22 protein-coding genes are annotated in these 23,692 nt (G+C 43.4%); 9 read left to right on the top strand and 13 right to left on the bottom strand.

Features of this window, described 5'->3' with window-relative positions; all coding sequences use genetic code 11:
• Positions 1–21 precede the first annotated feature (21 nt).
• Positions 22–672 carry a M15 family metallopeptidase gene (locus tag ABDD95_RS18280; RefSeq protein ID WP_345948786.1) on the bottom strand — a complete coding sequence of 217 codons (651 nt, stop codon included), beginning with the start codon at positions 670–672 and terminating at the stop codon, positions 22–24.
• Positions 673–747: 75 nt separating this feature from the next.
• Between ABDD95_RS18280 and ABDD95_RS18275 the strand changes: the two genes are divergently transcribed.
• On the top strand, positions 748–1,812 hold the full coding sequence (locus ABDD95_RS18275; protein ID WP_345948785.1) for a proline iminopeptidase-family hydrolase: 1,065 nt from the start codon (positions 748–750) through the stop codon (positions 1,810–1,812).
• A 70-nt stretch (positions 1,813–1,882) separates the two neighbouring features.
• Here the strand turns inward: ABDD95_RS18275 and ABDD95_RS18270 are convergent, their stop codons facing one another.
• Positions 1,883–2,323 carry an Hsp20/alpha crystallin family protein gene (locus tag ABDD95_RS18270; RefSeq protein WP_345948784.1) on the bottom strand — a complete coding sequence of 147 codons (441 nt, stop codon included), beginning with the start codon at positions 2,321–2,323 and terminating at the stop codon, positions 1,883–1,885.
• Positions 2,324–2,670: 347 nt separating this feature from the next.
• Between ABDD95_RS18270 and ABDD95_RS18265 the strand changes: the two genes are divergently transcribed.
• Positions 2,671–5,061 carry a PAS domain S-box protein gene (locus ABDD95_RS18265; protein WP_345948783.1) on the top strand — a complete coding sequence of 797 codons (2,391 nt, stop codon included), beginning with the start codon at positions 2,671–2,673 and terminating at the stop codon, positions 5,059–5,061.
• 55 nt (positions 5,062–5,116) lie between these two features.
• On the opposite strand, the gene ABDD95_RS18260 is transcribed toward ABDD95_RS18265, so the two are convergent.
• Both ABDD95_RS18260 and ABDD95_RS18255 read right to left on the bottom strand, forming a co-directional pair.
• Positions 5,117–5,446, bottom strand: a complete 330-nt coding sequence (locus ABDD95_RS18260; RefSeq protein ID WP_345948782.1) for a heavy metal-binding domain-containing protein — start codon at positions 5,444–5,446, stop codon at positions 5,117–5,119.
• 48 nt (positions 5,447–5,494) lie between these two features.
• On the bottom strand, positions 5,495–6,844 hold the full coding sequence (locus ABDD95_RS18255) for a M20/M25/M40 family metallo-hydrolase (RefSeq protein WP_345948781.1): 1,350 nt from the start codon (positions 6,842–6,844) through the stop codon (positions 5,495–5,497).
• 204 nt (positions 6,845–7,048) lie between these two features.
• Here ABDD95_RS18255 and ABDD95_RS18250 point away from each other — a divergent pair, with 204 nt between their 5' ends.
• Complete coding sequence (locus ABDD95_RS18250) at positions 7,049–8,509, top strand: sialate O-acetylesterase (RefSeq protein ID WP_345948780.1); 1,461 nt, start codon at positions 7,049–7,051, stop codon at positions 8,507–8,509.
• A 168-nt stretch (positions 8,510–8,677) separates the two neighbouring features.
• Here ABDD95_RS18250 and ABDD95_RS18245 read toward each other — a convergent pair whose 3' ends face one another.
• Both ABDD95_RS18245 and ABDD95_RS18240 read right to left on the bottom strand, forming a co-directional pair.
• Complete coding sequence (locus ABDD95_RS18245) at positions 8,678–9,319, bottom strand: hypothetical protein (protein WP_345948779.1); 642 nt, start codon at positions 9,317–9,319, stop codon at positions 8,678–8,680.
• Positions 9,320–9,474: 155 nt separating this feature from the next.
• Positions 9,475–12,627, bottom strand: coding sequence for an ATP-dependent DNA helicase (locus ABDD95_RS18240; RefSeq protein ID WP_345948778.1), 3,153 nt, complete (start codon positions 12,625–12,627; stop codon positions 9,475–9,477).
• 325 nt (positions 12,628–12,952) lie between these two features.
• Between ABDD95_RS18240 and ABDD95_RS18235 the strand changes: the two genes are divergently transcribed.
• Both ABDD95_RS18235 and ABDD95_RS18230 read left to right on the top strand, forming a co-directional pair.
• Complete coding sequence (locus ABDD95_RS18235; protein WP_345948777.1) at positions 12,953–13,540, top strand: GDSL-type esterase/lipase family protein; 588 nt, start codon at positions 12,953–12,955, stop codon at positions 13,538–13,540.
• Positions 13,541–13,583: 43 nt separating this feature from the next.
• Positions 13,584–14,312, top strand: a complete 729-nt coding sequence (locus ABDD95_RS18230; RefSeq protein WP_345948776.1) for an alpha/beta hydrolase-fold protein — start codon at positions 13,584–13,586, stop codon at positions 14,310–14,312.
• A 66-nt stretch (positions 14,313–14,378) separates the two neighbouring features.
• Here ABDD95_RS18230 and ABDD95_RS18225 read toward each other — a convergent pair whose 3' ends face one another.
• From ABDD95_RS18225 to ABDD95_RS18215, 3 genes are read right to left on the bottom strand one after another with little or no spacing between them, the layout of a single operon-like run.
• A complete protein-coding gene (locus ABDD95_RS18225) occupies positions 14,379–15,170 on the bottom strand; it encodes an ABC transporter permease (protein ID WP_345948775.1) in 792 nt (263 codons plus the stop codon).
• Positions 15,171–15,178: 8 nt separating this feature from the next.
• Positions 15,179–16,078, bottom strand: coding sequence for an ABC transporter ATP-binding protein (locus ABDD95_RS18220; RefSeq protein ID WP_345948774.1), 900 nt, complete (start codon positions 16,076–16,078; stop codon positions 15,179–15,181).
• Positions 16,072–16,287 (bottom strand): hypothetical protein, encoded by a 216-nt coding sequence (locus ABDD95_RS18215; protein ID WP_345948773.1) that lies wholly within the window; start codon positions 16,285–16,287, stop codon positions 16,072–16,074. Before ABDD95_RS18215 ends, ABDD95_RS18220 begins: the two co-directional genes overlap by 7 nt.
• 201 nt (positions 16,288–16,488) lie before the next feature.
• Here ABDD95_RS18215 and ABDD95_RS18210 point away from each other — a divergent pair, with 201 nt between their 5' ends.
• Both ABDD95_RS18210 and ABDD95_RS18205 read left to right on the top strand, forming a co-directional pair.
• Positions 16,489–17,490 carry a histidine kinase gene (locus ABDD95_RS18210; RefSeq protein ID WP_345948772.1) on the top strand — a complete coding sequence of 334 codons (1,002 nt, stop codon included), beginning with the start codon at positions 16,489–16,491 and terminating at the stop codon, positions 17,488–17,490.
• Between the two features lies 1 nt (position 17,491).
• Complete coding sequence (locus ABDD95_RS18205; protein WP_345948771.1) at positions 17,492–18,220, top strand: LytTR family DNA-binding domain-containing protein; 729 nt, start codon at positions 17,492–17,494, stop codon at positions 18,218–18,220.
• Between the two features lie 51 nt (positions 18,221–18,271).
• Here the strand turns inward: ABDD95_RS18205 and ABDD95_RS18200 are convergent, their stop codons facing one another.
• The 4 genes from ABDD95_RS18200 to metK all read right to left on the bottom strand — a co-directional run bounded on the left by ABDD95_RS18200 (position 18,272) and on the right by metK (position 22,109).
• Positions 18,272–19,036, bottom strand: a complete 765-nt coding sequence (locus ABDD95_RS18200) for a lysophospholipid acyltransferase family protein (protein ID WP_345948770.1) — start codon at positions 19,034–19,036, stop codon at positions 18,272–18,274.
• Between the two features lie 96 nt (positions 19,037–19,132).
• Entirely contained in the window at positions 19,133–19,693 is a 561-nt protein-coding gene (locus ABDD95_RS18195) for an NUDIX hydrolase (protein ID WP_345948769.1), read from the bottom strand.
• Positions 19,694–19,818: 125 nt separating this feature from the next.
• Positions 19,819–20,766: an EamA family transporter gene (locus ABDD95_RS18190; protein ID WP_345948768.1), complete on the bottom strand. Its 948-nt coding sequence runs from the start codon at positions 20,764–20,766 to the stop codon at positions 19,819–19,821.
• Between the two features lie 92 nt (positions 20,767–20,858).
• The gene (metK, locus tag ABDD95_RS18185; RefSeq protein WP_345948767.1) at positions 20,859–22,109 is read right to left on the bottom strand and encodes a methionine adenosyltransferase; all 1,251 of its coding nucleotides are present in this window, start codon (positions 22,107–22,109) and stop codon (positions 20,859–20,861) included.
• A gap of 216 nt (positions 22,110–22,325) precedes the next feature.
• Between metK and ABDD95_RS18180 the strand changes: the two genes are divergently transcribed.
• Together ABDD95_RS18180 and ABDD95_RS18175 are read left to right on the top strand one after the other, a co-directional pair.
• A complete protein-coding gene (locus ABDD95_RS18180; protein WP_345948766.1) occupies positions 22,326–23,213 on the top strand; it encodes a diacylglycerol kinase family protein in 888 nt (295 codons plus the stop codon).
• Between the two features lie 3 nt (positions 23,214–23,216).
• A complete protein-coding gene (locus tag ABDD95_RS18175; protein WP_345948765.1) occupies positions 23,217–23,561 on the top strand; it encodes a translation initiation factor in 345 nt (114 codons plus the stop codon).
• Positions 23,562–23,692 lie beyond the last annotated feature (131 nt).

Raw genomic sequence — 23,692 nt, 5'->3', positions numbered from 1 at the left:
CCTTTTTTGTTTATAGACTCCTTACATCTTCTCAAACGGCACATTACTAATGCGGTATTGTTTCCAATCCTTATAATCAAAGTGCCACCACTCCACGCTGTAAACTTTAAAGCCATGAGCTTCCATTTTGCTTCGAAGCAAATCGCGCATCTGGCGTTGCTGTACAGTGCCGCCGGTATAGCTGGGGTACGAGCGTTCGCTCATCTCATCGTAAGCTCCGGTCATTTCAATTTCTTTACCGGTTTTAAGGTCGTATAATGATAAGTCAACCGCGCATCCCCGATTGTGGCGCGAGCCGTTTTTGGGGTTAGCTACAAACTTCTTATTCTGGGCCGGAGTTACATCCCAAAATAGCTTAGTAACCTGCCAGGGGCGGTAACCGTCAAAAATAAGTAAACCATAGCCTAATGGTTTTAGTTCCTGGTTAACCTGGGCCACTGCCATAGCTGCATCACGTTGCAGAAAGGCACGGGCTTGCCGGTATACTGGCCGGCTGGCCAGGTTGTTTTTGGTAGCATAGCGTATGTCCAGCTTAAGCGTAGGGTCTGCTTTAATAAGTTCTACCAAATCTGTTGGCTTAAAGTCACCTCGTTCGCGCGGCATACGGGTAGCACAGCTCACTAATAGTACACCAATTGCACATACTCTAAATAAAATAACAACTGCTTTCATTAAGCGTAAAATAATGGAATTAATGGGTTTTTACAATTAGGTAAAAACATTATCTTAGTAAAACAACCCATTCATATGTTTAACCTTTGCAATTACTTCAAAGCGGTCATTATATTGGCTGTTGTTTCTATTAGTGCGTGCCGTAACACAGGAGCGGAGCAGCATTCGAACATCAGTTTAAGCAACTATTTCAAAGATACTACCTCGGGCGTTAAAACAGGCGGTGTACAAGTAGTAGCTATTACAACGCCTAAAGGTAAATTCAATGTTTGGACTAAAAGGATTGGCAATAATCCTAAAATGAAACTGCTGTTATTAAACGGCGGCCCAGGCGCTACACACGAATACTTTGAGTGTATGGAAAGCTTTTTACCTGCAGAAGGTGTAGAGCTTATTTACTATGATCAACTGGGGTGCGGTAACTCAGACAACCCTAAAGATACCAGCATGTGGAGCCTGCCGCGTTATGTAGAGGAGGTTGAGCAGGTGCGTCAGGCGCTTAAGCTTGATAAGGAAAATTTTTATTTGTTGGGCCACTCATGGGGCGGCATATTAGCGCTTGAGTATGCTTTAAAATATCAGCAGCATTTAAAAGGCTTAATTATTTCGAACATGATGTCGAGTTGTCCCGACTATGGCAAATATGCCGAGGATGTATTAAGTAAGCAAATGGATCCTAAGGTGCTGGCCAAAATACGTGCCATTGAAGTTAAAGGAGACTTTGATAACCCTGAATATATGCAATTGTTAATGCCTAACTTCTATACCAAGCACTTGTGCCGCTTTCCGCTCGATCAGTGGCCCGAGCCGGTGAACAGATCGTTTGCGAAAATGAACCAATCGCTGTACGTAACCATGCAGGGCCCAAGTGAGTTTGGTGTAGCAGGTAAATTGTTAAAATGGGACCGTAAAGCTGATTTGCCTAAAGTTGCCGTTCCGTCGCTAAGTATTGGCGGGCGGTATGATACCATGGATCCCAAACACATGCAATGGATGGCCACGCAGTTTGCTAATGGTACTTACCTTTATTGCGCTAAAGGCAGCCACTTGAGCATGTATGACGATCAGCAAACTTACATGACCGGCCTGATCAAGTTCATAAAAGGTGTTGATGAAGGTAATAAGAAAGTAAAGCTCTAAATAGTTTTTAAACAATAAAGGCACCCGTAATAGAGTGCCTTTATTGTAAAAAGAGAATTAAAAAAACAACTTATTTAATCTCAATCTGACGGCTTATGCTTTTAGCTTCTTCTTTTTTAGCAATGTCAATTTGCAGTACGCCATCATTATAAACGGCTTCAATCTGGCTTTCATCAGCACTTTCGGGCAGGGTGAATGAACGTACAAACGACGTGTAACTAAACTCCCGCTTGTTATACTTTTTATTGTTTTCTGAATTCTCGTTGCGTTGTTCTACCGATACAGTTAAAATGCTGCGTTCTGTAGAAATTTTAAAGTCTTGCTTTTTCAGTCCGGGGGCAGCCAGTTCAATGTGATACCTTTCGGGTGTTTCGCTGATGTTTACGGCCGGTACACGTGATACCATGCGGTCAGACACAAAAGCATCGTTAAAGAATGATTCAAAAATGTCATTAAAGCCTGGCATTAATGCATTGTTGTTTTTCTCATTATTCCATTTAACCAAACTCATAGTTTGTTCCTCCTAAAAGATGTTTTTAAATTGAATGAACTATAATTTAATTAATATTAAGAACGTTTACATGAGCTATTTTACAACCTGAATGCCAAACGCCTCTCAAAAGTGCCAACTGACATTTTTACTTTTTTAACGCTGTTTAACTGGTGAAAAATTTTCAGTTTGGGTGCCAAAGTTTCGTTTCTAGAGTGTTTAGTACAAAGTACCTTAGGCAACAGTTACAACTAGTATGATCAATTTTATATAAATTACGTTTATATATAAAATATCTTAACTTCGCATTAATCGTCTATTTACAACAATTGAGAATGTTTTGCTAATACATCTACTTCGTATACATAATGGGCACAGGCAGTTTAGACAGCAACTTGATATCAGCAAACTTTGGTCAGGACGAAAATGCTTATCGTTTACCGTCAGCATTGTTTGACAGCTTACCGGTTGCTGTGTACACCTGCAACACACAGGGATACATAACTGCCTACAATAAAGCTGCTGTCAACTTTTGGGAAGCCGCTCCTCAGGTTAATCAAAACCAATGGTTTCCATTTTTTAAGCTGTTAGACACAAATCAGCAATACCTCTCGCCAGACGTTAGTCCGATGGCTGTGTGCGTTAAAAACGCTGCAGTTACAGAAGCAGAACTAATGGTTGAAAAGCCCGACGGCAAAAAATTAAAAATAAAGGCCTCATGTACGCCATTGTTTAATGGCGATGCAACGTCAGGCGTCATGGTTACGCTTATTCCCTTAAATAATTATTTAATTAACAATAACCAGCAGGCCTTGCTGGCTTCAATAGTCGATTCATCAGAAGATGCCATTGTTAGTAAAACCTTAGATGGTATAATAACCAGTTGGAATAAAGCTGCCGAAAAACTATTTGGCTACAGTCCCAGCGAAATTATAGGCAAACATATATCTATACTAATTCCAAACGCCAGGCTAGGTGAAGAAGATATTATTATTGGAAATGTTAGGCAGGGGAAAAGGATTGACCACTTTGAAACCATGCGGCTTACTAAAGCAGGTAAGGAAATTCCTATCTCGCTATCGGTATCACCTGTATTAAACGATGCTGGGGAGGTAATTGGTGCTTCTAAAATTGCACGTGATGTTTCTGAACGAAAAAAAGCTTACGAACACCAGGCCAGGCTGGCGGCTATTGTTGATACATCCGACGATACCATATTAAGTAAAACGCTGGAAGGTATTATTACCAGCTGGAACAACGCGGCCGAGGCCATGTTTGGCTATACAGCAGACGAAGTGATAGGCAAACACATTTCCATACTGATACCACAATCACGTTTAAAGGAAGAGGAATATATTATCGGCCAAATTGCTCAGAATAAAAGGGTCGATCATTTTGAAACTATACGGATATCAAAATATGGGCGGGAAATTCCAATCTCGCTTTCAGTATCACCGATATTAGACCATAACGGGCAGGTTATAGGCGCCTCCAAAATTGCCCGCGATATAAGCATCCAGAAGACGGTAGACGAAAACACCCGTAGTTATACCAGGCGGCTTGAGATTATTAATACCGTTATTAAGGTAATTGCCGAAGAACTTGACCTGAATAAGATCTTACAAAAAGTTACCGATATAACAACAGAGTTGACAGGGGCAGAGTTTGGTGCGTTCTTTTATAATGCTGTTGATGAAAGCGGTGAGTCGTACTTATTATATACTTTATCGGGCGCGCCAAGAGAAGCATTTGAAAGATTTGGAATGCCCCGAAATACGGCCGTTTTTCATGCAACTTTTTCGGGCGAAGGTGTGGTACGTGTAGGTGATATTACCAAAGATCTGCGCTATGGGCACAACCCGCCGCATAATGGTATGCCAGCGGGGCATTTGCCTGTGGTGAGTTATTTAGCCGTACCGGTAATTTTAAGGTCTGGCGAGGTAATAGGAGGGTTATTCTTTGGGCACTCAAAAGCCGGCGTTTTTACCAGTGAGCACGAAAGTTTGGTTGGCCCTATCGCCGCTCAGGCTGCCATTGGACTTGATAATGCTAAGTTATACAAAGAGGTAAAGACACTTAACGAAAAGAAAGACGAGTTTATAGGTTTGGCCAGCCATGAGTTAAAAACACCTTTAACCAGCATAACCGGCTACCTGCAAATTTTGGAAAGGATGCCGGGCAGCGATAGCAGTAAAAAGTTTGTGAGCAAAACCGTGCAACAGGTTAAAAAGCTTTCGGCTTTGGTATCAGATCTGCTGGATGTATCAAAAATTGAGGCAGGCAAGCTGCAATTAACTAAGGAAGATTTCGATTTCAGGGTAATTGTTGATGATGCTGTTGAACTGATACAGCATTCGCATAACACACATCGTATCAATGTGCATACTGATGTTAATAGTTTGCAGGTATACGGCGATCCGCAAAGGATTGAGCAGGTGGTTATTAACCTGCTTACCAATGCTATCAAATATTCGCCCATGGCCAATGAGGTTGAGTTAATGCTAACTGCCAGTGCAAATGAGGTTAAGCTGAGTGTGAAAGATTTTGGTATTGGTATAGCTCCCGATAAGTTTTCGCAGTTGTTCTCGCGCTTTTACAGGGTTGAGGAACTAAACCCCAATATTTCAGGGTTAGGAATCGGGTTATATATATCACATGAAATTATAAGCCGTCATGAAGGCAATTTATGGGTAGAGAGCGAGCCTGATAAAGGCAGTACCTTTTGGTTCACTCTGCCTTTAAAAAATAGTCAGGAATAAAAGAAAGAGGTAGTCAGTACTTCCTGATACTACCTCTTTAAAAGTTATATATTACTTATTCTTTCTCTACTATCACAGCTGTGCCATAAGCCAGCACTTCGGTAATACCCTGCATTACTTCATTAGCATCATAACGCATATTAATAATGGCATTGGCACCCAAAGCTGCGGCATGTTGAATGAGTAATTGATAAGCTTCCTCACGTGTACGTTCGCAAAGCTCAACGTAAATGGATAAGCGGCCGCCAAACAATGATTGAAAGCCGCCGGCAATGTTGCCCAGTGCGCTACGGCTACGTACCGTTATACCGCGTACCACACCTAAGTGCTTAACCACCTTGTAGCCATCCAGACCGGTGCTTGTTGTAATTAATGAAGTATCCATTTGTGATATTTTTAGTTTTAGATGATTGTTTTATCCGCTTGTTACAAATTATCTTATTGGTTTTGGATATACCGGTAAGCTTTCATGTCCATCGGCATCTACCGCCTGCACGGCAAAAAAGTAATTGTCTTTGGAGTAATCAGATGTGTATTCGTTACCGGTTACAAATATTTTCTTTTCCCAATAAGGGTTAATGGTTTCGCGCATCAATATGTAGTAGCCGGCCGGCTTTTTACCTGCCACCGGTTCCTGCCATTTTAGTGTTGTTTTGTTTGTTAACCCGCTGGTGCTTACGCCCACATTTTGTGGTTGAGCAGGAGCTGATGCCAGGTTAGCTAATACCGATAGATTCATGCGGGCCACTTTCTGAATATACTCATAATCAGCAAATTCGGGCAGGTCGCCATAATCTACACCTTTTTCTTTGCGAATATTTTGGTGCTGACGGTTAAAATCTTCGTTCATTTCGGTAAAGCGCACTGCGGTGAAGCCGTTCTGCAAAAATGGTGTCTGATCACCGCCTCGCAAAAAGCGATCGCGGCGATAAATCATTTTCACATCCAGGTGGCTTACATAACGTTCGCCTACCTCTTTGATGTAACGGGCCAGTTGTCTTGACGGGCTGTCGTTTTCGCCACCGTTGCCTATTAAGGCTGTAATAGCCCGTGCATCGCCCGCTGCCGTTGAAGGTATACCCTCACTGAAGACCCGCACGCTGGTATTGTTTTTAATACCGTTTTCCATGCCGTAGGTATTTCCTACAATATCATTGTTGAGCATAGCATCTATGTTCCACTTTTCGGCCTTGGCGCGTTTAGCTACGTTGGTAGAACCGTTAAGCCCTTGCTCTTCGCCTGCTACCGCCATGAAAATTATAGTAGCCGGAAAGGAATGCTTAGCCATTACACGTGCTATTTCCATAGACACTGCCGTGCCCGAAGCATCATCAACGGCGCCCGGCGCTACAGAAGCCGAATCCATAACATTGTTAACCCTTGAATCATAATGGCCCGATACCATATACACGCGGGTATCATTAGGGTCGGTGCCTTTCAGGATAGCCAGCACGTTCTTTAAAACAGTAGGCTTGCCAATGCGGCCGCCTGCAGGTTGTGTGAATGTATCAAACTCCACTTTCATACGCCCACCGGATGCTGCTGCATAGCGTTCCATTTCAGCCTTTATCCAGTTGCGGGCAGCGCCAATACCGGTGGTTTTACTGATAGTATCGCTTAAGGTGTGGCGGGTTTTAAAGCTTACCAGCTTGCGTACTATGGTTTCAATATTTTGGGCCGATACCTCGTCGTTCATTTGCTTAATGGCAGCATCTTGCTTAACGGTTGTTTGCGCCATGGCCGGCACGGCAAATAGTAAAGGGAGTAAAAGTTTAAACTTCATGCAGTTTGTGGTTTATCAATAGCAAGATACAGATAGCACAGGGAACAAGCATAAGGAAACAAGATTTTTACTTGTTATTATCCACCGGCATGAAAGAGGAATGCTGTCAATTCTTTAATTCCATAATTTCCATTCATAAAAACACCTCCGTTGCAACTCTCATAATAATCACCTATTTTCACGGCAACCGTTATAAATCTGCTTATGTTTTTTAAAAAATATGTTTGGCTTACTGGTCTGTTCTTTTTAGGATCAGGAGCGTTGTTTGCTCAGGTTAAACTGCCTAAAGTAATTGGCAGTAATATGGTTTTACAACGTAGTGAGTTTGTACCCATTTGGGGATGGACTAAAGCCGGTAAAGCCGTTAAGGTAAAGTTTGGCGGACAGATCAAAACTGCCACTGCCGATACTGGCGGCTACTGGAAAGTTACTTTAAACCCCATGCCTGCCAACAGCAAGCCGCAAGATTTAACCATAACATCCGACACCTCAATCCTAAAGTTGACCAATATTTTGGTAGGTGAAGTTTGGTTGTGCTCGGGCCAATCTAACATGGAGTATACCATGAAACTGAACCGAGGGTATGCCAAGCCGGCCAAAGGCGTAGATAGCGCCGAATTGGAACTAGCGGTAGCTAACCCAGCTATCCGCTTGTTTAAGGTAGAAAAGAAACTAAGCCTGGCCGACGTGACCACCACCGGCTGGAACGAAAGCAGAGGCGAGGCGTTGGAACAAATATCGGCAGCGGGTTATTATTTTGCCAAAAACTTGCAGGCAAAATTGAAGGTGCCTGTTGGCATAATCAGTTCATCATGGGGAGGCAGCCGCATCGAGCCCTGGACACCAGCTTCGGGATATGCAGCTTTACCGGCCTTTGCCAAAGAAGCAGCCCAGCCCAAAATGATGATTGACAGTATGGCGCCGGGAAAGTATTATGAGAGCATGATTAAACCACTGGCCCCTTTCGCACTTCGTGGCTTTTTATGGTACCAGGGCGAAAGTAATGCTATGCTGAACGAACTTGGTATGCGCTATGCCGATAAAATGCAGGCCCTGGTTGATAGCTGGCGTAAGCAATGGGGTAATGCTAAATTGCCGTTTTACTCGGTGTTGATAGCGCCTTACTACTACACCAAACGTAAGGATAAATTGCCCCATACACCGCAAACTTTACCCGCTTTTTGGGAGCAGCAGGTGCAATCTGCCCATATACCACATACCGCATTTATAACTGTTACGGATTTGGTTGATAACCTTGCCGACATTCATCCGCCTTATAAATGGGAGGTTGGACGCCGCCTGGCCTTGGTGGCGCTGGCTAAAGATTACGGCGTTAAGAACATCACCTATAGCGGACCAGCCTACCAGCGGATGCAGGTTAAAGACAACAAAGTTGTGCTGTATTTTACCGATGCCAACGGCTTAAAAACCAACGACGGACAAGCGCCGACCTTTTTCACTATAGCCGGAGCCGATGGTAACTTTGTAGATGCCCAAGCCGAAATTTCGGGTAACACAATTATAGTATCCAGCCCGGCGGTAACTAAGCCTACGCAGGTACGCTTTGCATGGACAGAGATTGCCCGGCCAAACCTTGTAAATGGTGCTGGGCTACCGGCTGTACCCTTCAGGACGGATAGCTTAGTGTGGAGTTATAAAAAATAGTGCCGTATAAATGTGACCGCTGAACACGCCAGCTTACTTACTATTTTAGACCTGTTACAAGTGTTCTATTTGAAATACGCCTCTTATAAACGCATTTTGTGTGATATAAAAGTATATAACCTACATGTTATCGTAGTTGAAGACTGTTAACAGTAAAAGTAGTTGCGATTAATTGCTAAACTTAGCTTTGAATACACCCTCGGTAATTTGAACGGCCACACCATTGTTTATAAAAGTGCCATTAAAAGTACCTGCAATTGGTCCTCCATTAGTATAAGATACATCGGTTAGAAAGGCATATATCTCATTTTTAGCATTCATGGTAGAGTAGGCTTCATTAGCGCTACTGGTGTATTCAACATAGGTGGTGGGATAGCTGTATTCTTTCATCCAAATATTTATGCCTTTTTCAAAGCCAATGGATGTTTCTTCCATAAAGAATTTAAATTTTGGCACCGCACCATTCTTTCCGGTACCGGTAACGCTCAAAGTTCTGGGGTTGGTTGCAATTCCACGCGTTGCAGAAACATCCGTAAATGAAACAACTGTGCCATTAGCTTTAAAAGTAATGCTATACTGAGCGGCCGATGGATCTGTTGGCGTAGTTGGGTTGGATGGCGTAGTAGGTGTGGTCGGATCTGTTGGCGCAGTAGGCGTGGTTGGGTTGGTTGGATTTGTTGGCGTAGTAGGCGTGATGGTTCCGGTAATAGGTGTGGAGCTAACCTGCGGTACAATAACACCCGAATCATCTGAACAACCGTTAACGGCAACTACAATAAAGAATATTATGGTATAGGCTAAGTGTCTCATTCTATGCGCTGTAATTTCGTATAAATATAATAATTGAATTGGTGCTTTATATAATTAAAGCACGACGTAAGCTTATACGGTAATTCGACAAGGTTTGTTTAAACAGTGCGGCCTTGTTAAAGGCTTCTTTATTTGTACTTGCTAAAGCCTGCAAACTACTCCTCAACACCCTCTAATATCTTACCTGGCTGTTTAAAGTTGCTGCGCACAAAGTGGCACCAGTCGCAATCGGGTTTGCCGCAACCGGTGGCAAAATCATGGGCCATAATTTTATGGTAGGTTTCGGTAAGCTGGCGGGTTACGGTTTCTACGTCTTGTGGCATCACCAGTATTTTTTCTTTGTGGTATTGTCCGTCAATAGGTTCTATAAATTCAAAAACGGTGCCGGTTGCTTCCCAGCCTTTGCGGTCGTTATCCACCAGCATTTTATAAAATACAGCCTGGCGCCAGTAGTCGCCCCCGTTGGGGTTATCGGTGGTTGGGCGCAACAGTTTTTCTTTAGCGTATTTAAGCTTGCCGGTTTTATAGTCTACAATAGTGGCCTGGTTGCCATTAAACTCAATTTTATCCAGGTGGCCTTTTACCGGTACTCCGTTAATGGTTAAGTTGCGCATAGCGTGTTCCACGCGTACTATCTTGTTCCATTGGTAAACGTTTTGCTCGTAAAAAGCTGGTAGTATCTTTTCGCCGTAGTCCATCCGCAATTTAAATTCTTCGCTGGTAAAGGCATCGCGGTTGCGGTACATAAACCATTTAAACTCGCGCATAAAATCATCTACCGGCCCAAAGCGGTTATCGTTTTTGGTCATTCTGTCAAACACCTTATACAAGGCATGGTGCACTGCCGATCCAAATGCCATAGCCGGACTTTTACCCGCCGGAACGCGTATGAGGTTCTGGAAATAGAACTTCAGCGGGCAATCCAGGTAGCTGTTGAGGTGCGTAACCGATAATACGTAGTTTTGCAGCAGCTGGTTAATGTAGTTCTTATCCAGCAATTGTACCACAGGCTTGTCGGCCTCGCTAAACTGGGTGGCAAAGTACGCCATCAGCGCATCCTCATTTACCTGTGGGTGCTGTACCTGCAGGTGGCTTGCGGCCAATATTTCGCCTACAAACTGCGATGCTTCCTGGTCTTTATCATTACGGTCTTTGACAGGGTAGGAGATGTGCAGGCATTGCTTAGCACGGGTAAGGGCCACATAAAACAACCGGCGCGATTCTTCCTGCTGGGCGTTCTCATCGCCAGAGGCCTGCATGAGCGTATCAGGAAAGCTAAAGCCCATATTGCGACCTTTTGAATCCCATATCCTTTTGGTGCAGCCAACTAAAAATACATACTCATACTCCAGTCCTTTTGAGCCGTGGGCGGTTACAAAGTTTACGCCATTTTCGGCATGTATTACCTGGTGCAGCTCCAGCCTGATGTTGTTGCGCTTCATCAGATCAATGGTATTGACGATGTGCTTTAATTTCATTTCAGGGCTTTTGCGGGCTTCATCGCGTACAAAATTAAACAGGCTGGTGAGTACCTCCATGTGCCAGCCCTTATCGGGCTGTTGCATTACATACTTTAAAATGCCCAAAGCAGTAATAACCTGCTGAAACAGCTGTTGCAGGCTTAAACTTACCGACGCCTTAAGCAGGAAGTTTATATCGGCAACTACTTGCTTCATCTCCACATTTTCGGGCTGCTCAAACAAGCTGGCTTGGCGGTTAGGCTTTAGTTCGCTTACATAACGGCGTATGGAGGTTTTGGGCTCATCGGCATTCATGCTAAAGTTGGCTTTGGATACCGCAATACTCACCTTGGCAATCTCAATAGGCGGAATGTCAAAAAAATCATAATGCAGGATCTCGAAAAGTAATTCATCGCCACTGTAAGGCGAGTCCATTTCCATAGCCAGGTACTGCATTATGTTGATGATCTTTTCGCCAAAGGGCAGCGTCAAAATATCAATCTTTCGCCGGGTATTCACCGCTACTTTTTTAGCGTCGAGGTAATGAATAAGTTGCTCCACCTGGTTGTGGTTACGGTAAATCACGGCAATTTCGGCCGGATCGGTACCGCGGGCAATAAGCCGCTCTATCTGGTGGGCTACGTCAACCAGTTCCTGGTCGGTGTTGGCATACTCATTAATCACCGGTTCAACCATCTCTGCCTGAAAGCGGGGATGAGCGGCCAGCAAATTTTTATCTAACCGCAGCTGACTGGTTAAGCGCTCGCGGTTGTTGCCAATGAGCACGCGCGATATATCTAAGATGGTTTGGTTAGAGCGGTAGTTTTGTTTAAGTACTACTGTATGCAGTGTGCTTACATAATCGTCGGCAAAATCCAGTATGTTTTTCATGTTAGCGCCCTGAAAACGGAAGATGGACTGGTCATCATCGCCCACTACAAACACGTTGGGCGTATCCCAATAAGTAAGCAAAAATTTCAACAACTCATTTTGTGAACCGCTGGTATCCTGAAACTCATCCACCAGAATATACTGGTAGCGTTCCTGGTAACGGCGCAGCAAGTCTTCATTCTCGCGGAAGGCGCGCAGCACCCAAATAATCATGTCATCATAATCATACATGCCACGCGTTTTGAGCTTGCCCTCGTAATTCGCAAATTCGTTTACGGCACAAATCAGCTTGGCCATTATTTCTTTGGCGGCATCAACATCCTTTTGTTTTATATCGCCTTTTTGTATGCCTTTGGCGGCATTGGGCCTTTTGTAGATGAATTCGTCGCGGTTGGGCAGGTCGTCAATATATTCCTGTACGGCGCGCTCAATCATGGTCAGTTCCCAGTTCTCGCGTTTCATGGTGCTGAACAGGCTTTTCAGCCGGGGAACATCGTAGTAAATATCGCCGGTAAAGCGTTTTAGCAGGTGGTCTTTATCAAACTCGTCCACCAATTCCCTAAACAACATGGCCGATTCCAGATCGTTCAGTGGCTCCAGGCTCAGCTTGCCGAAATAGTCCAGGTTTTCCTGAATAATGTCATTACAAAAAGCGTGGAACGTATAAATGTTAATGCGATAAGCATCGGGACCTATAAAATCGAACAAACGCTTGCGCATGGCTACCGCGCCGGCATCCGTATAGGTTAAACATAAAATCTCATTGGGCTGGGCATCGGTTTCGAGCAGTATCTTACCAATGCGGGCGGCCAGTATCTGTGTTTTGCCCGTACCCGGGCCGGCCACCACCAAAACCGGACCGTCAACCTTATTCACGGCGGCAAGTTGCTCAGCATTCAGTTGGGCCAGTATATCTTTAAATTTCTGATTATAACGTTCGGAAGGAGATTGTATCATTACAATTGTAAAGATAAGCAAAGAGCGGTGATTTTAGAATCGGGAACGGAGCGGTGTTACTTGGTGCAATGTCAAAAAAAAGCCGAAGCTGTAACCATACTTAATGTATCAGACGAAATTTTAGCCGGCTATGCTGATGATATGTATTAAGAAGAAAACAACGGTGAAGCACTGAGATGATAGCCGGATTTATATTAAACGCCAGATTACAATCTATGCTGTAGGAGTGAGTAAACAATCCATTAAGCATCAAACATTTTAAGCCTGCTTTGTATTTAAAACATGGCCGGTGTTGTAACATCAAGCCACTTTCATATATTTCGGAATGTATTGGTACGAGGATGAGGTAAAGCGCCTGGAAAAGGATAGTTTAAAGATTGGTTACGCGCCGGAAACGCTTTTTTATGGCAGTTCGAGTATGCGTATGTGGACAAGCTTGTATGATGATTTTAAAGATTTGAAACCTATAAATCTGGGTTTTGGAGGTTCTACTATTGCAGCATGCGTTTGGTTTTTTGACCGTATAATGATGCCTTTTCACCCTAAAAGATTGGTAATTTACGCTGGTGATAACGACCTGGGCGATGGCCGGCTGCCCGAAGAGGTTTTTATATTTTTTCAGCAACTGATGTTTAGGGTAAACGAGCGTTTTGGCGATATACCCTGCTACTATGTTTCGCTGAAACCAAGCCCGGCCCGCTGGAGTATGGCCGATCAGTTTAAGTATGCTAATAATTTAATTGAGAGCGAGATTATTAAAAAGCAGAACAACTGGCGTTTCGTAAACATTTTCAAAGCAATGCTGGATAGTAGCGGTGCACCAAAAAAGGAATATTTTGCTGATGACGGTTTGCACCTAAGCGTAAAGGGATATAGTGTTTGGAAAGAAGTAATAGGCAGTAGCATAGTTTAATGAGAATTTAAGAGCTAATACAAATACACCAATACCCTATTAGATGAACAGGGAGTATCACAAGTGGTTTAGCAACGTGTTGCAGCGCGACATGGAACTTTTGGTGTTTGGCCATGGGGGCCGTGCGGTGCTTTTTTTTCCAACGCGTATGGCTCGGTTTTATGATTATGAAAACTGGGGCGTAGTTGGTGCTCTGTTCGAGAAACTGGAAAACGGTGAGCTCCAGCTTTTTTGTGTGGACAGCATTGATGCTGAAAGTTTTTACAACAAGACTATTGAGCCCAGAGCGCGCATTGAACGCCATTTGCAGTATGAAGAATACATACTGGGCGAGGTATTGCCTTTCATGCACCAGCATAATAGCGGCCGGCCCATTGAAGTAGCTGGTTGTAGCATGGGTGCTTACCATGCAGTTAACCTTGCCTTACGGCATGCCGAAAAGTTTGTAAAAGTGGTGGGCATGAGCGGGCGTTATGATCTTACTGTGCAAATGGAAAATTATAACGATCTGTTTGATGGTTACCGGGACGAAGACATTTACTTTAACATGCCCCAGGAGTTTATGGCCAACTTAAGCGATGAAAATATCCTGAATAGAATAAAACAGCTCGATATGGTAATAGCTGTTGGTGAAGCCGATCCTTTTTTACACAGTAACCAGGAACTGAGTAGGAAACTATTGGCACATGATATACAGCACGAGTTTTATATATGGGATGGTAACGGGCATCGGCCCCGTTACTGGCGGCAAATGGTGCAACTGTACCTGTAAAGCATTGCACATAAAAAAAGAGACGCCTGCTTAGGCGCCTCTAATGGTTGTATGATAAGGTTAAAATTATTTAATGCTTTTGCGTTTTACAACAAAATAGCCGGCTACAAATATTACAGCAGCGGTAATCAGGCTTAGCTGTACCTCCTTAGTAAGCAGTTCAAATTGGGCCTGGCCGTTTAAAGTTTTGCTCCGGCCCATTATAGATTGCAGCGGCTGTGAGTAGGGTATAGTGTAAGCATACTCCCAGTGTACGGTAGCTACCAATATAATACCCATAATGGCTCCTATAAAACCAATACCCATAGGTTTTAAAAAGTCCTTCCAAACCAGGCTCATCAAAAACTGGAGCGAAAGCGTGCCCAATGAAGCCAGGAAGAGCTTGCTGTAAATCTGGAATAACTCTTTTTCCATATGGTAGCCGCTAAACTTAAGCTTTGGCTGTATGGCGCCCAGCAGGTTGCCAAATAAAATAGTAAACCCCGGGAACAGCAAAAGTGATATTAGCAGCAACAGAACAGCATAAACAAACTTAGCACTGTAAATTGACCATTTGGGTATAGGTAAGGTAAACAGCGTTTTCCAGGTATCAGACCGATGTTCAATGTTATTTACCGAGTAGGCTAAAAATATAATGAACATAGGTAACAGCAGCGAACCCATTACACCCATAGGTATGCCCGCAAAGTTGCCCCATACTTTTTCGGGGGTGTACGCGGTCAGCTTATCAGCTTTTATGTAAAAGCCAATCGTAACTAAAAACATTAATATAAATGGCAGCAGTATGGCGCTCCAAAAGCCCAGCGTTTTACGGCTCTTATAAAATTCAGATTGCAGTGATAGTAAAAATCCTTTCATGGCTCAGGTTAGGCTTTTTGGGTTATGTTCAAAAACAGTTCTTCCAGGTCTTTTTGTATTTTACCAATACTGTAAACCTTGTGGCCATTATGGTGCAGGCTGGCATTAATAGCTGCAGTATCTTCTTTTGATGAGAAAGGTAGCGTTAAATAGGTATCGGTTACGTGAGTAATCTCATAGCCTTGGCTCTTGAGGTAATTGGCAGCATCAGCGGTTTCGGTGGTTTCGACCTGCACAACCGGCTGGCTTAGGTTTTCCAGGTCTTGTATACTACCCTGAAACATCATGGCGCCATGGTTAATGATACCCACATGGGTAGCCATACGCTCAATTTCTGCCAGTAAGTGGCTCGATACAAAAACGGTTTTGTTGTGCTCTTTGGTTAGTTTAACCAATAACTCACGTATTTCAATAATGCCGTTAGGGTCAAGTCCGTTAGTTGGCTCATCCAGTATGAGTAGTTTAGGGTCGGCCAGCATAGCCAGGGCAATGCCCAGCCGTTGTTTCATACCCAGCGAGTAGTTGCCGGCCTTTTTATGCGCGGCATCGTTAAGATGAACCAGGGCCAGCATATCATTGGCACGGTTAGCCGGAACCTGCAGCAGGCGGGCGCGGTTAATAAGGTTCTCTTTACCGGTAAGATGAGCGTATATAGCAGGCTGCTCAATAAGCGAACCCACTTGCGAGAGTATTTTGATGCGATTGCTTTGCAGCTCCTGCCCAAAAATATGAATGCTGCCCTCTTGTATTTGTAACAAGCTGAGCAGCAATTTTATAGTTGTTGTTTTACCCGCCCCGTTAGGGCCTAGAAAGCCAAATATGCTGCCTTCGGGTACTTGTAATGATAATGATTTTACAACAGGCTGTTTGCCAAAGTAAAAGTTCAGATCCTGTGTTTGAATTACCATGCTTTTTCGGTTGATACAGCGCAAACAACTTTAACTAAACGAACCCCTTTTGTAAATAAAGAAGTGGTTTGTTTAACTGATGCTATGCTGTTATCACCGTTTAAGCTTTTAGCATGCTCAAACTGGTAACCTACACCCAGTACCAAAGCAAATAGTACAGGCAACATTAACAGGATAAAGGGATTCAGGTTTGATAATAACTTTTTCATTGTGACTGATTTGATGATACAAAGTAAATTCAAAAAAACAAACTGCTAAACTAATTTAGACCAACTGCTGAATATTATAGATGAACTGCCCTTTCTATCTATCAACCAGTTCATCGATAATTATAGCCTGTTTATCGGCAAATTGCCAGCATGTATATAAATAAGCAGGTAGCTTTACCGCTTTAACTATATATTAGGGCAATGAAAAAAAGCTGGCAAATCTTCTGGCATTCCTTTTTTTGGATAAGCGTCATCTCATTCTTTATGTATATAGCGCACACCAACGCTAAAATAAAGATGGTTGACCTGCTGGTTACGTTTGTAGGTTATGGCTTTATCAATATTGGCCTGTTCTACTCTAATTACCTGGTATTTATACCCAATTACCTGAACAATAAGCGGTATGGCAGGTACCTGCTTATGCTGCTTTTAGCTGTTTTAGCAGTTGGTTTTGTTAAGTATGGCTTGGGGCGCATATTTCATGAGCATATACTTACAGGTCGTAACGGTAAAGCCATCAGTTTTATCAGCGCCTGTTTTACAAGTGTTATATTTGTGCTGTTAAGCTTGCTGCTGCATTTTACAGTCGATTGGTTTTTGAACGAGCGTATACAGCGCGATTTGGAAAACCAGCGCCTTCAGGCCGAACTGGCATTGCTAAAGTCGCAAATCAATCCGCATTTCTTGTTCAACTCTTTAAACAGTATATACTCACTTGCCTACCAACGGGCCGAAAACACCCCCGAGGCCATTCTAAAGCTTTCGGAAATTATGCGTTACATGCTGTATGAGTGTAATGATAACAAGGTTGATTTGGCTAATGAGCTGCAGTACCTGCAAAATTTCATCGATCTGCAAAAGATTCGTTTTGGCGACAACTCTTATGTAAACTTTGAGGTAGATGGTATTATTACCAACCAGCGTATAGTGCCTTTGCTGCTTATATCGTTTATTGAAAATGCATTTAAACACGGCGTAGCCAATGATCCGGCAGCACCTATACAGCTAAAAATTACGGTAGATGACGGTCACCTCGACTTTTATATGCACAATAAAAAGCATTTGCATAATCGCGATGCAGCCGGTGGTATTGGCCTAAACAATGTAAAGCGCCGTTTAAAATTGCTGTACCCAAATCAGTATCATTTAAATATTAATGATACTGCCGACACCTATACTTGTGAATTATCATTAATTTTATAACATGATCCGATGTCTGGTTGTTGATGATGAGCCTTTGGCCCTGCACGTTGTAGAAGACTACATTTCAAAAATTCCGTTTTTGCAATTAGTTAAGGCTACCACCAGTGCTATCGAAGCACTTACCCTAGTGCAGGATGGCGGCATTGATCTGGTTTTTTTGGATGTGCAGATGCCCGAGCTTACCGGCATTCAGTTTCTGCGTATATCAAACGGTAAAGCCCGTGTTATTTTAACCACGGCCTACCCGCAATATGCCCTGCAAGGTTATGAGCTGGATGCTGCCGACTACTTGTTAAAACCCATTGCCTTTGATCGGTTTTATAAAGCGGCTCAAAAAGTGCATGCTGTTATGTTTCCCTCCAATAAGCCGGTTGAAAAGGAGGAGGCACCCCAGCCGCAGTCTGATATATCGAACGATTTTATTTTTGTGAAAACTGAGCATAAAATTCAGAAAGTATATTTGAACAATATTCTTTTTATTGAAGGCTTAAAAGATTATATATCCATATTTACGCCGGCTGAACGAATTATTACGCTACAGAATATGAAAAAGGTGGAGGATGCCCTGCCCGAGCGCCATTTCATTCGCGTGCACCGCTCGTACATTGTTGCCCTTAATAAGATAGACAGTATCGAGCGTAGCCGCATTTTCATTGGCGACAAAATTATTCCCATAGGTGATACCTACCGCGACGAGTTTTTCAGAATGGTAGAGGAAAAGAATATTTGATATTAAAATAAAGAGACGAGAGCCAGGAGGAAATACTCGGTTGATGAGTGTCTACCTTGTCTCTTGCTTTTTGTTTCTTGGCTCTACTATAACCCCTGCTTTAATCACCTCCTCCACCTCTTTTACCAGTTCATCGGCGGGGCGGCCATTGGGTTCTATAGGGGGAAGGACCTCGAAGGTTAGATGCTCGAACGTGCTGAGCGGGTAAATACCGTATTGCACCATTTTCCAGGCATTGTTGATAACGATAGGCACCAATAATGCGTTAGGGCATTTTTTTAGAATGGTGGCAATACCGGCCGATTGGAACTGGCGCATGTGCCCATCTTTAGAGCGGGTGCCTTCCGGAAAAATAACTGTAGACCAGGTATTGCTCTTCATCCGGTTGCCCAGGTTTACCAACTCGGTTATAGACTGTCGCGGATCTTTGCGGTCTATATTGGCGCCACCACCTACTTTTAAGTTGTAGGAAATGGATAGGATGCCTTTAGTGAGTTCGACTTTGGAGATAAATTTGGCATGGTGCCTACGCAAATAATAGATAAGCGGAGGCACATCATACATACTCTGGTGATTGGCAATAAAAATAATGGGCCGGTTTACAGGGAGCTGTTGTTTGTTGGTAAAACTTACCCGGTTGCCTAATAAATAATAGGTTTTAGTTAAAAAGAAGTTTAATACATCTACAGATTTTTTGTGTGCGCTGTATCCAAAAACCGTATAGCAAAACCATTGTATGGGCTGAAAAATTAACAATAGCAGTCCAAAAGCCGGGTAATGAATGGCCGATAAAATGTATCCAAAAAGTCTCCTCATAACAGAAGCCTCAAAGGTAATAATTTATCAGAGACAAGAAACAAGAGCCAAGATAGAACCCCAAGTCTTTAGTCTTATTTATAAGCTCATTTCCCTTTACAGCTTTCCCTCTAAAATTAATAATTGTACGCGCAGCACGGCAGCAACGGTTATTGAGTCAGTTATTTCGCTGTTGCAAACCATGCGGTAAACTTCGCTGAAAGGCAGTTTACGTATCACTAATTGTTCGGTTTCCTCAGGCTCGGCCTCATGTTGTTCCAAGTCTTGCGCCAGGTAAATGTGTCCAAATTCGTCACCTACAGAATTAGATAGGTGGAAGTCGTTTAACTTAGTCCAACGGTTGGCTTTGAGGCCTGTTTCTTCTAATAGTTCGCGCTTGGCAGCATCAAGTGGGTCTGTACCTAAGGGGCCACCTCCTTCGGGTATTTCCCAACTGTAGGCATTTAAAGTAAAGCGGTACTGGCCAACTAAATAAGTATTCATTTCTTCATCAAGCGGCAATATGCCAATAGCCCGGTTTTTATAATGCACCTTACCGTAAATGCCAGCATTGCCTGATGGATTAATGACTTCAAAATGCGTTAAGCTGATCCAGGGATTACTGTAAACTTCTGTTTCGGAGGTTACTTGCCAGGGGTTATGTTCGGGGTTGTGCATGTAAAGTGTTATTTTGCTAAAATAGTTATTCGAAGGTGATTTTGCTCGCTGTGCTGTTCTTTAGCTCTATATTAAAACCACAATTAAGCTAAGGAGTATGTTTTAGAAAATAGTATGGCTTGGGATTACTCTTGGTTCTCGGTTCCCGGCTCTTGTTTCTTCCTCCTGTACGCAGGCACGTTCACCAGCAAAATACCAATTAATATAACGGCCAGACCTATAAACTGGCCGGTATAAAATTTCTCATCGGCCAGTGCCCATCCTAAAAAAACGGCCACTACAGGGTTTACGTAAGTATAAGTGCTGATAAGCGCCGGTGCTACATGCCCCAACAGCCAAATGTAAGCCAGGTATGCCACCAGCGATCCAAACGTTACCAGGAACAGCACACCCAGCCAGGCATTAACAGGCACATGCGCAAAGGTAAATCCAGTCAGCTCGCCCGATACCAATGCAACAATTGTACTAAACACACTAGCGGAAATTAGTTGGATGCTGCTATTCATGATTACTGTACTGCTACCTTTACTGTTTTTAGTAATAAGCGAGCCTATCACCCAAAGCATAGCCCCAATTTGAACGCCTATCATGGCTATTAAGCCCATGTTTGATTGCTTAACATCTTCCTGAGCACCCAGTTTCATAAACAGGAAGATGCCTAAAAAGCCTACCAATAAGCCGGAAAGGATATATTTATCAGAGAAGTATTTGACCCAATTTACCCTATCGAGTACCAGGAACCAGAGCGGTTGTGCGGCAATAAGTACTGCTACCTGCCCCGAGCTAATATACTGCTCAGCCCAGGCCACCATGCCCGTGCCGCCAACCAGCATTAAAATGCCGCTTACAGCCTGCTTACCAAACAAGGGTATTGAAGGTAAACGCTCACCCTTAATTTTGCAATAAGCAAGCATTACTATACCTGCAGCCATATACCGCAGTGCTACCAATATAAACGGCGGGAAACCGGTAAGACCAAAACGGACGGCCAAATAGGTTGAACCCCAAATAAAATATACAGCAGCAAAAGCCAGTATAATTAGCAGGCGTGAGGGCGGGGCAGTAGTTTGCATGGTTGATGGTAAGGTATAGCGTATAAAACGTTTAAATAAAAAGAGCGGCAGATACTATCTGCCGCTCTTTTTAAGCAATATATAGTATCGTATTACAAGCCAAAAGCCTGTTTAACTTTTTCTACGTAGTCTAATTTTTCCCAGGTAAATAGCTCAACCTCTTTGGTTACTTGGCGGCCCTCAGGGCTTACAAAGTTTTTGGTAACGGTTTGGCTGGGTTTACCAAAGTGGCCGTAGGCAGCAGTTTCGCTATAGATAGGATTACGCAGTTTAAAGCGGGTCTCAATAGCGTAAGGGCGCATATCAAATAGCTCTTCTACCTTACGTGCAATCTCGCCGTCGTGCAAATCAACTTTGGCAGTGCCGTAAGTGTTTACGTAAATGCCCATAGGCTGTGCCACACCAATAGCGTATGATACCTGTACCAATACCTCATCGCAAATACCTGCAGCTACTAGGTTTTTAGCAATGTGGCGGGTAGCATAAGCCGCCGAGCGGTCTACTTTTGAGGGATCTTTACCCGAAAACGCACCACCACCATGTGCGCCTTTACCGCCATAGGTATCCACAATGATTTTGCGGCCGGTTAAGCCGGTATCACCATGCGGGCCGCCAATTACAAATTTGCCCGTTGGGTTGATATGGTATTTTATATCATCATTAAAAAAGTGTGCATATTTAGGATAACGGGCTTTAACACGCGGAATCAAAAATCCAATAATGTCTTCACGTATTTTAGCCAGCATAGCCTCATCCTCGTCAAAATCATCATGTTGGGTTGAAATAACGATCGCATCAATACGAACCGGCTGGTTGTTATCGTCATACTCCAGCGTTACTTGTGATTTGGCATCGGGGCGCAAGTATTTAATATCGGTACCTTCACGCCTAACGGCTGCCAATTCAATTAATAAAGCATGGGCAATATCTAACGCCAAAGGCATATAGTTGTCGGTTTCAACAGTGGCATAACCAAACATCATACCCTGGTCGCCTGCACCTTGTTCTTGCTTGTCCTGCTTGTCAACCCCCTGGTTAATATCGGGCGATTGCTCATGAATAGCCGATAACACACCGCAGGAGCTGCCATCAAACATGTATTCGCCTTTGGTATAACCAATGCGGTTAATCACATCACGCGCAATTTTTTGCACATCAAGGTAGGCTTTAGACTTAACCTCGCCGGCCAGTATGACCTGCCCGGTGGTTACCAGCGTTTCGCAAGCCACTTTTGAGTCGGCATCAAAGGCCAAAAAATGATCAATCAGTGCGTCCGATATCTGGTCGGCTACTTTATCTGGATGTCCTTCTGAAACGGACTCTGAAGTAAATAAATAGGGCATAGAATTTCGTCAATTAATATGATTTGAGGAAAGTACAGAGAAATGAGCGGGATACAAGTAAAAAAGAAAATTTTGGTTTTAGCACTTTTTTACGTGGTTGCAATCCGCGCTGCCTTAGCAGCGTTTATCAAATCAGTCCACTTTCAGTGGGCAAAATTAAAACAATTTTACAAAAGCCGAAAATAGGGTTACTTTTGATGGCGAAAATAAATTTAATTGAAAACAAGAGCCTTATTTGTTATAAATCCGGTAGCGGGTGGCAAGTCTAAAGACCATGTGCCGCCACTCATACAGCAGCACCTGGACAAAAAGGCTATTGACCATACCATTGTATTTACGGAAGAGGCCGGGCATGCACATTGGCTGGCCAAAGAGGCCTGTGCCACTTATGACGCTATTATTGCCGTAGGTGGCGATGGTACCGTAAACGAGGTGGCATCGGCGGTGGTAAATAGTAAGGCGGCGCTTGGTATTTTGCCCTTTGGGTCGGGTAACGGCCTCTCCCGGTTTTTAGGCATCCCTATGGATACGGTAAAAGCCATACAAAATATTAATAATTTTAAGGTAGAACTGATTGACGCCGGCCAGATAAACGGACAGTGGTTTTTTAATATGGCAGGTATGGGCTTTGATGCGCACATAAGCCAGGTTTTTGCCCGGCAAAAAACACGCGGTTTCATTACCTATTTTAAAGCGGCCATTAAAGAAATCATCAGCTACAAGTCACAACAATATCAATTAACTATCGACGGTAAGGCGTACAACCGCGATGCCTTTATGCTAAGCTTCGCTAATTCCTCGCAATATGGCAATAATGCCCACGTATCGCCCAAGGCATCCGTTCAGGACGGTTTGCTGGATGTATGCGTGATAAAGCCTTTTCCGCTTTACCGCTTCCCTGAGATGGGATTGCGTATGTTTACCAAAACGGCCGATACATCCAGCTTTGTGGAGATTATTAGAGGGAAGGAAATACGGGTATCGCGTAACGCCCCCGGGCCGGCACATTTAGATGGCGAGCCGCAAACCTTGGGTGCCGATGCCGAAATTAAAATTATGCCTTTATCGTTAAATGTAATTGTTGGCCCACAATACAGCCGGTAACCTATGTCGAAAAAAAATAAAAATACCAACGGCGGACTGATTTATTCGACCGATCCTGATTTTACCTACAACAGCGGCAATAATGAAGGCGCAACTACGCCACCGCCACAGCAGCAAAACCTCAAAATATACCTCGACCGAAAAGGAGGTAGCAAACTGGTTACCCGTGTAAGCGGTTTTGCCGGCGCCGAAGCTGATTTGGAAGCGTTGGGCAAACAGTTGAAAACTAAATGTGGAGTAGGCGGCTCGGTTAAAGATTATGAAATATTAATACAGGGCGATTTTAGAGACAAGATACTGGCGCTGCTGTTGAGCGATGGTTATAAAGCAAAAAAGGCCGGTGGATAATCTCCCGGCCTTTTTTGCTTTAAGTTATTTATAGATAAATCTTTAAAAAGTTTTAAATGTTAAAGGCGCTATTTGGAGCATTTTTATAAATCTCAAAAACTTTTATTAAATTTATATCTTAAATAATCAAT

The sequence above is a fragment of the Mucilaginibacter sp. PAMB04274 genome (genome assembly GCF_039634385.2).
Taxonomy (GTDB): Bacteria; Bacteroidota; Bacteroidia; order Sphingobacteriales; family Sphingobacteriaceae; genus Mucilaginibacter.
This window is presented reverse-complemented; position numbering and strand designations above follow the sequence as displayed.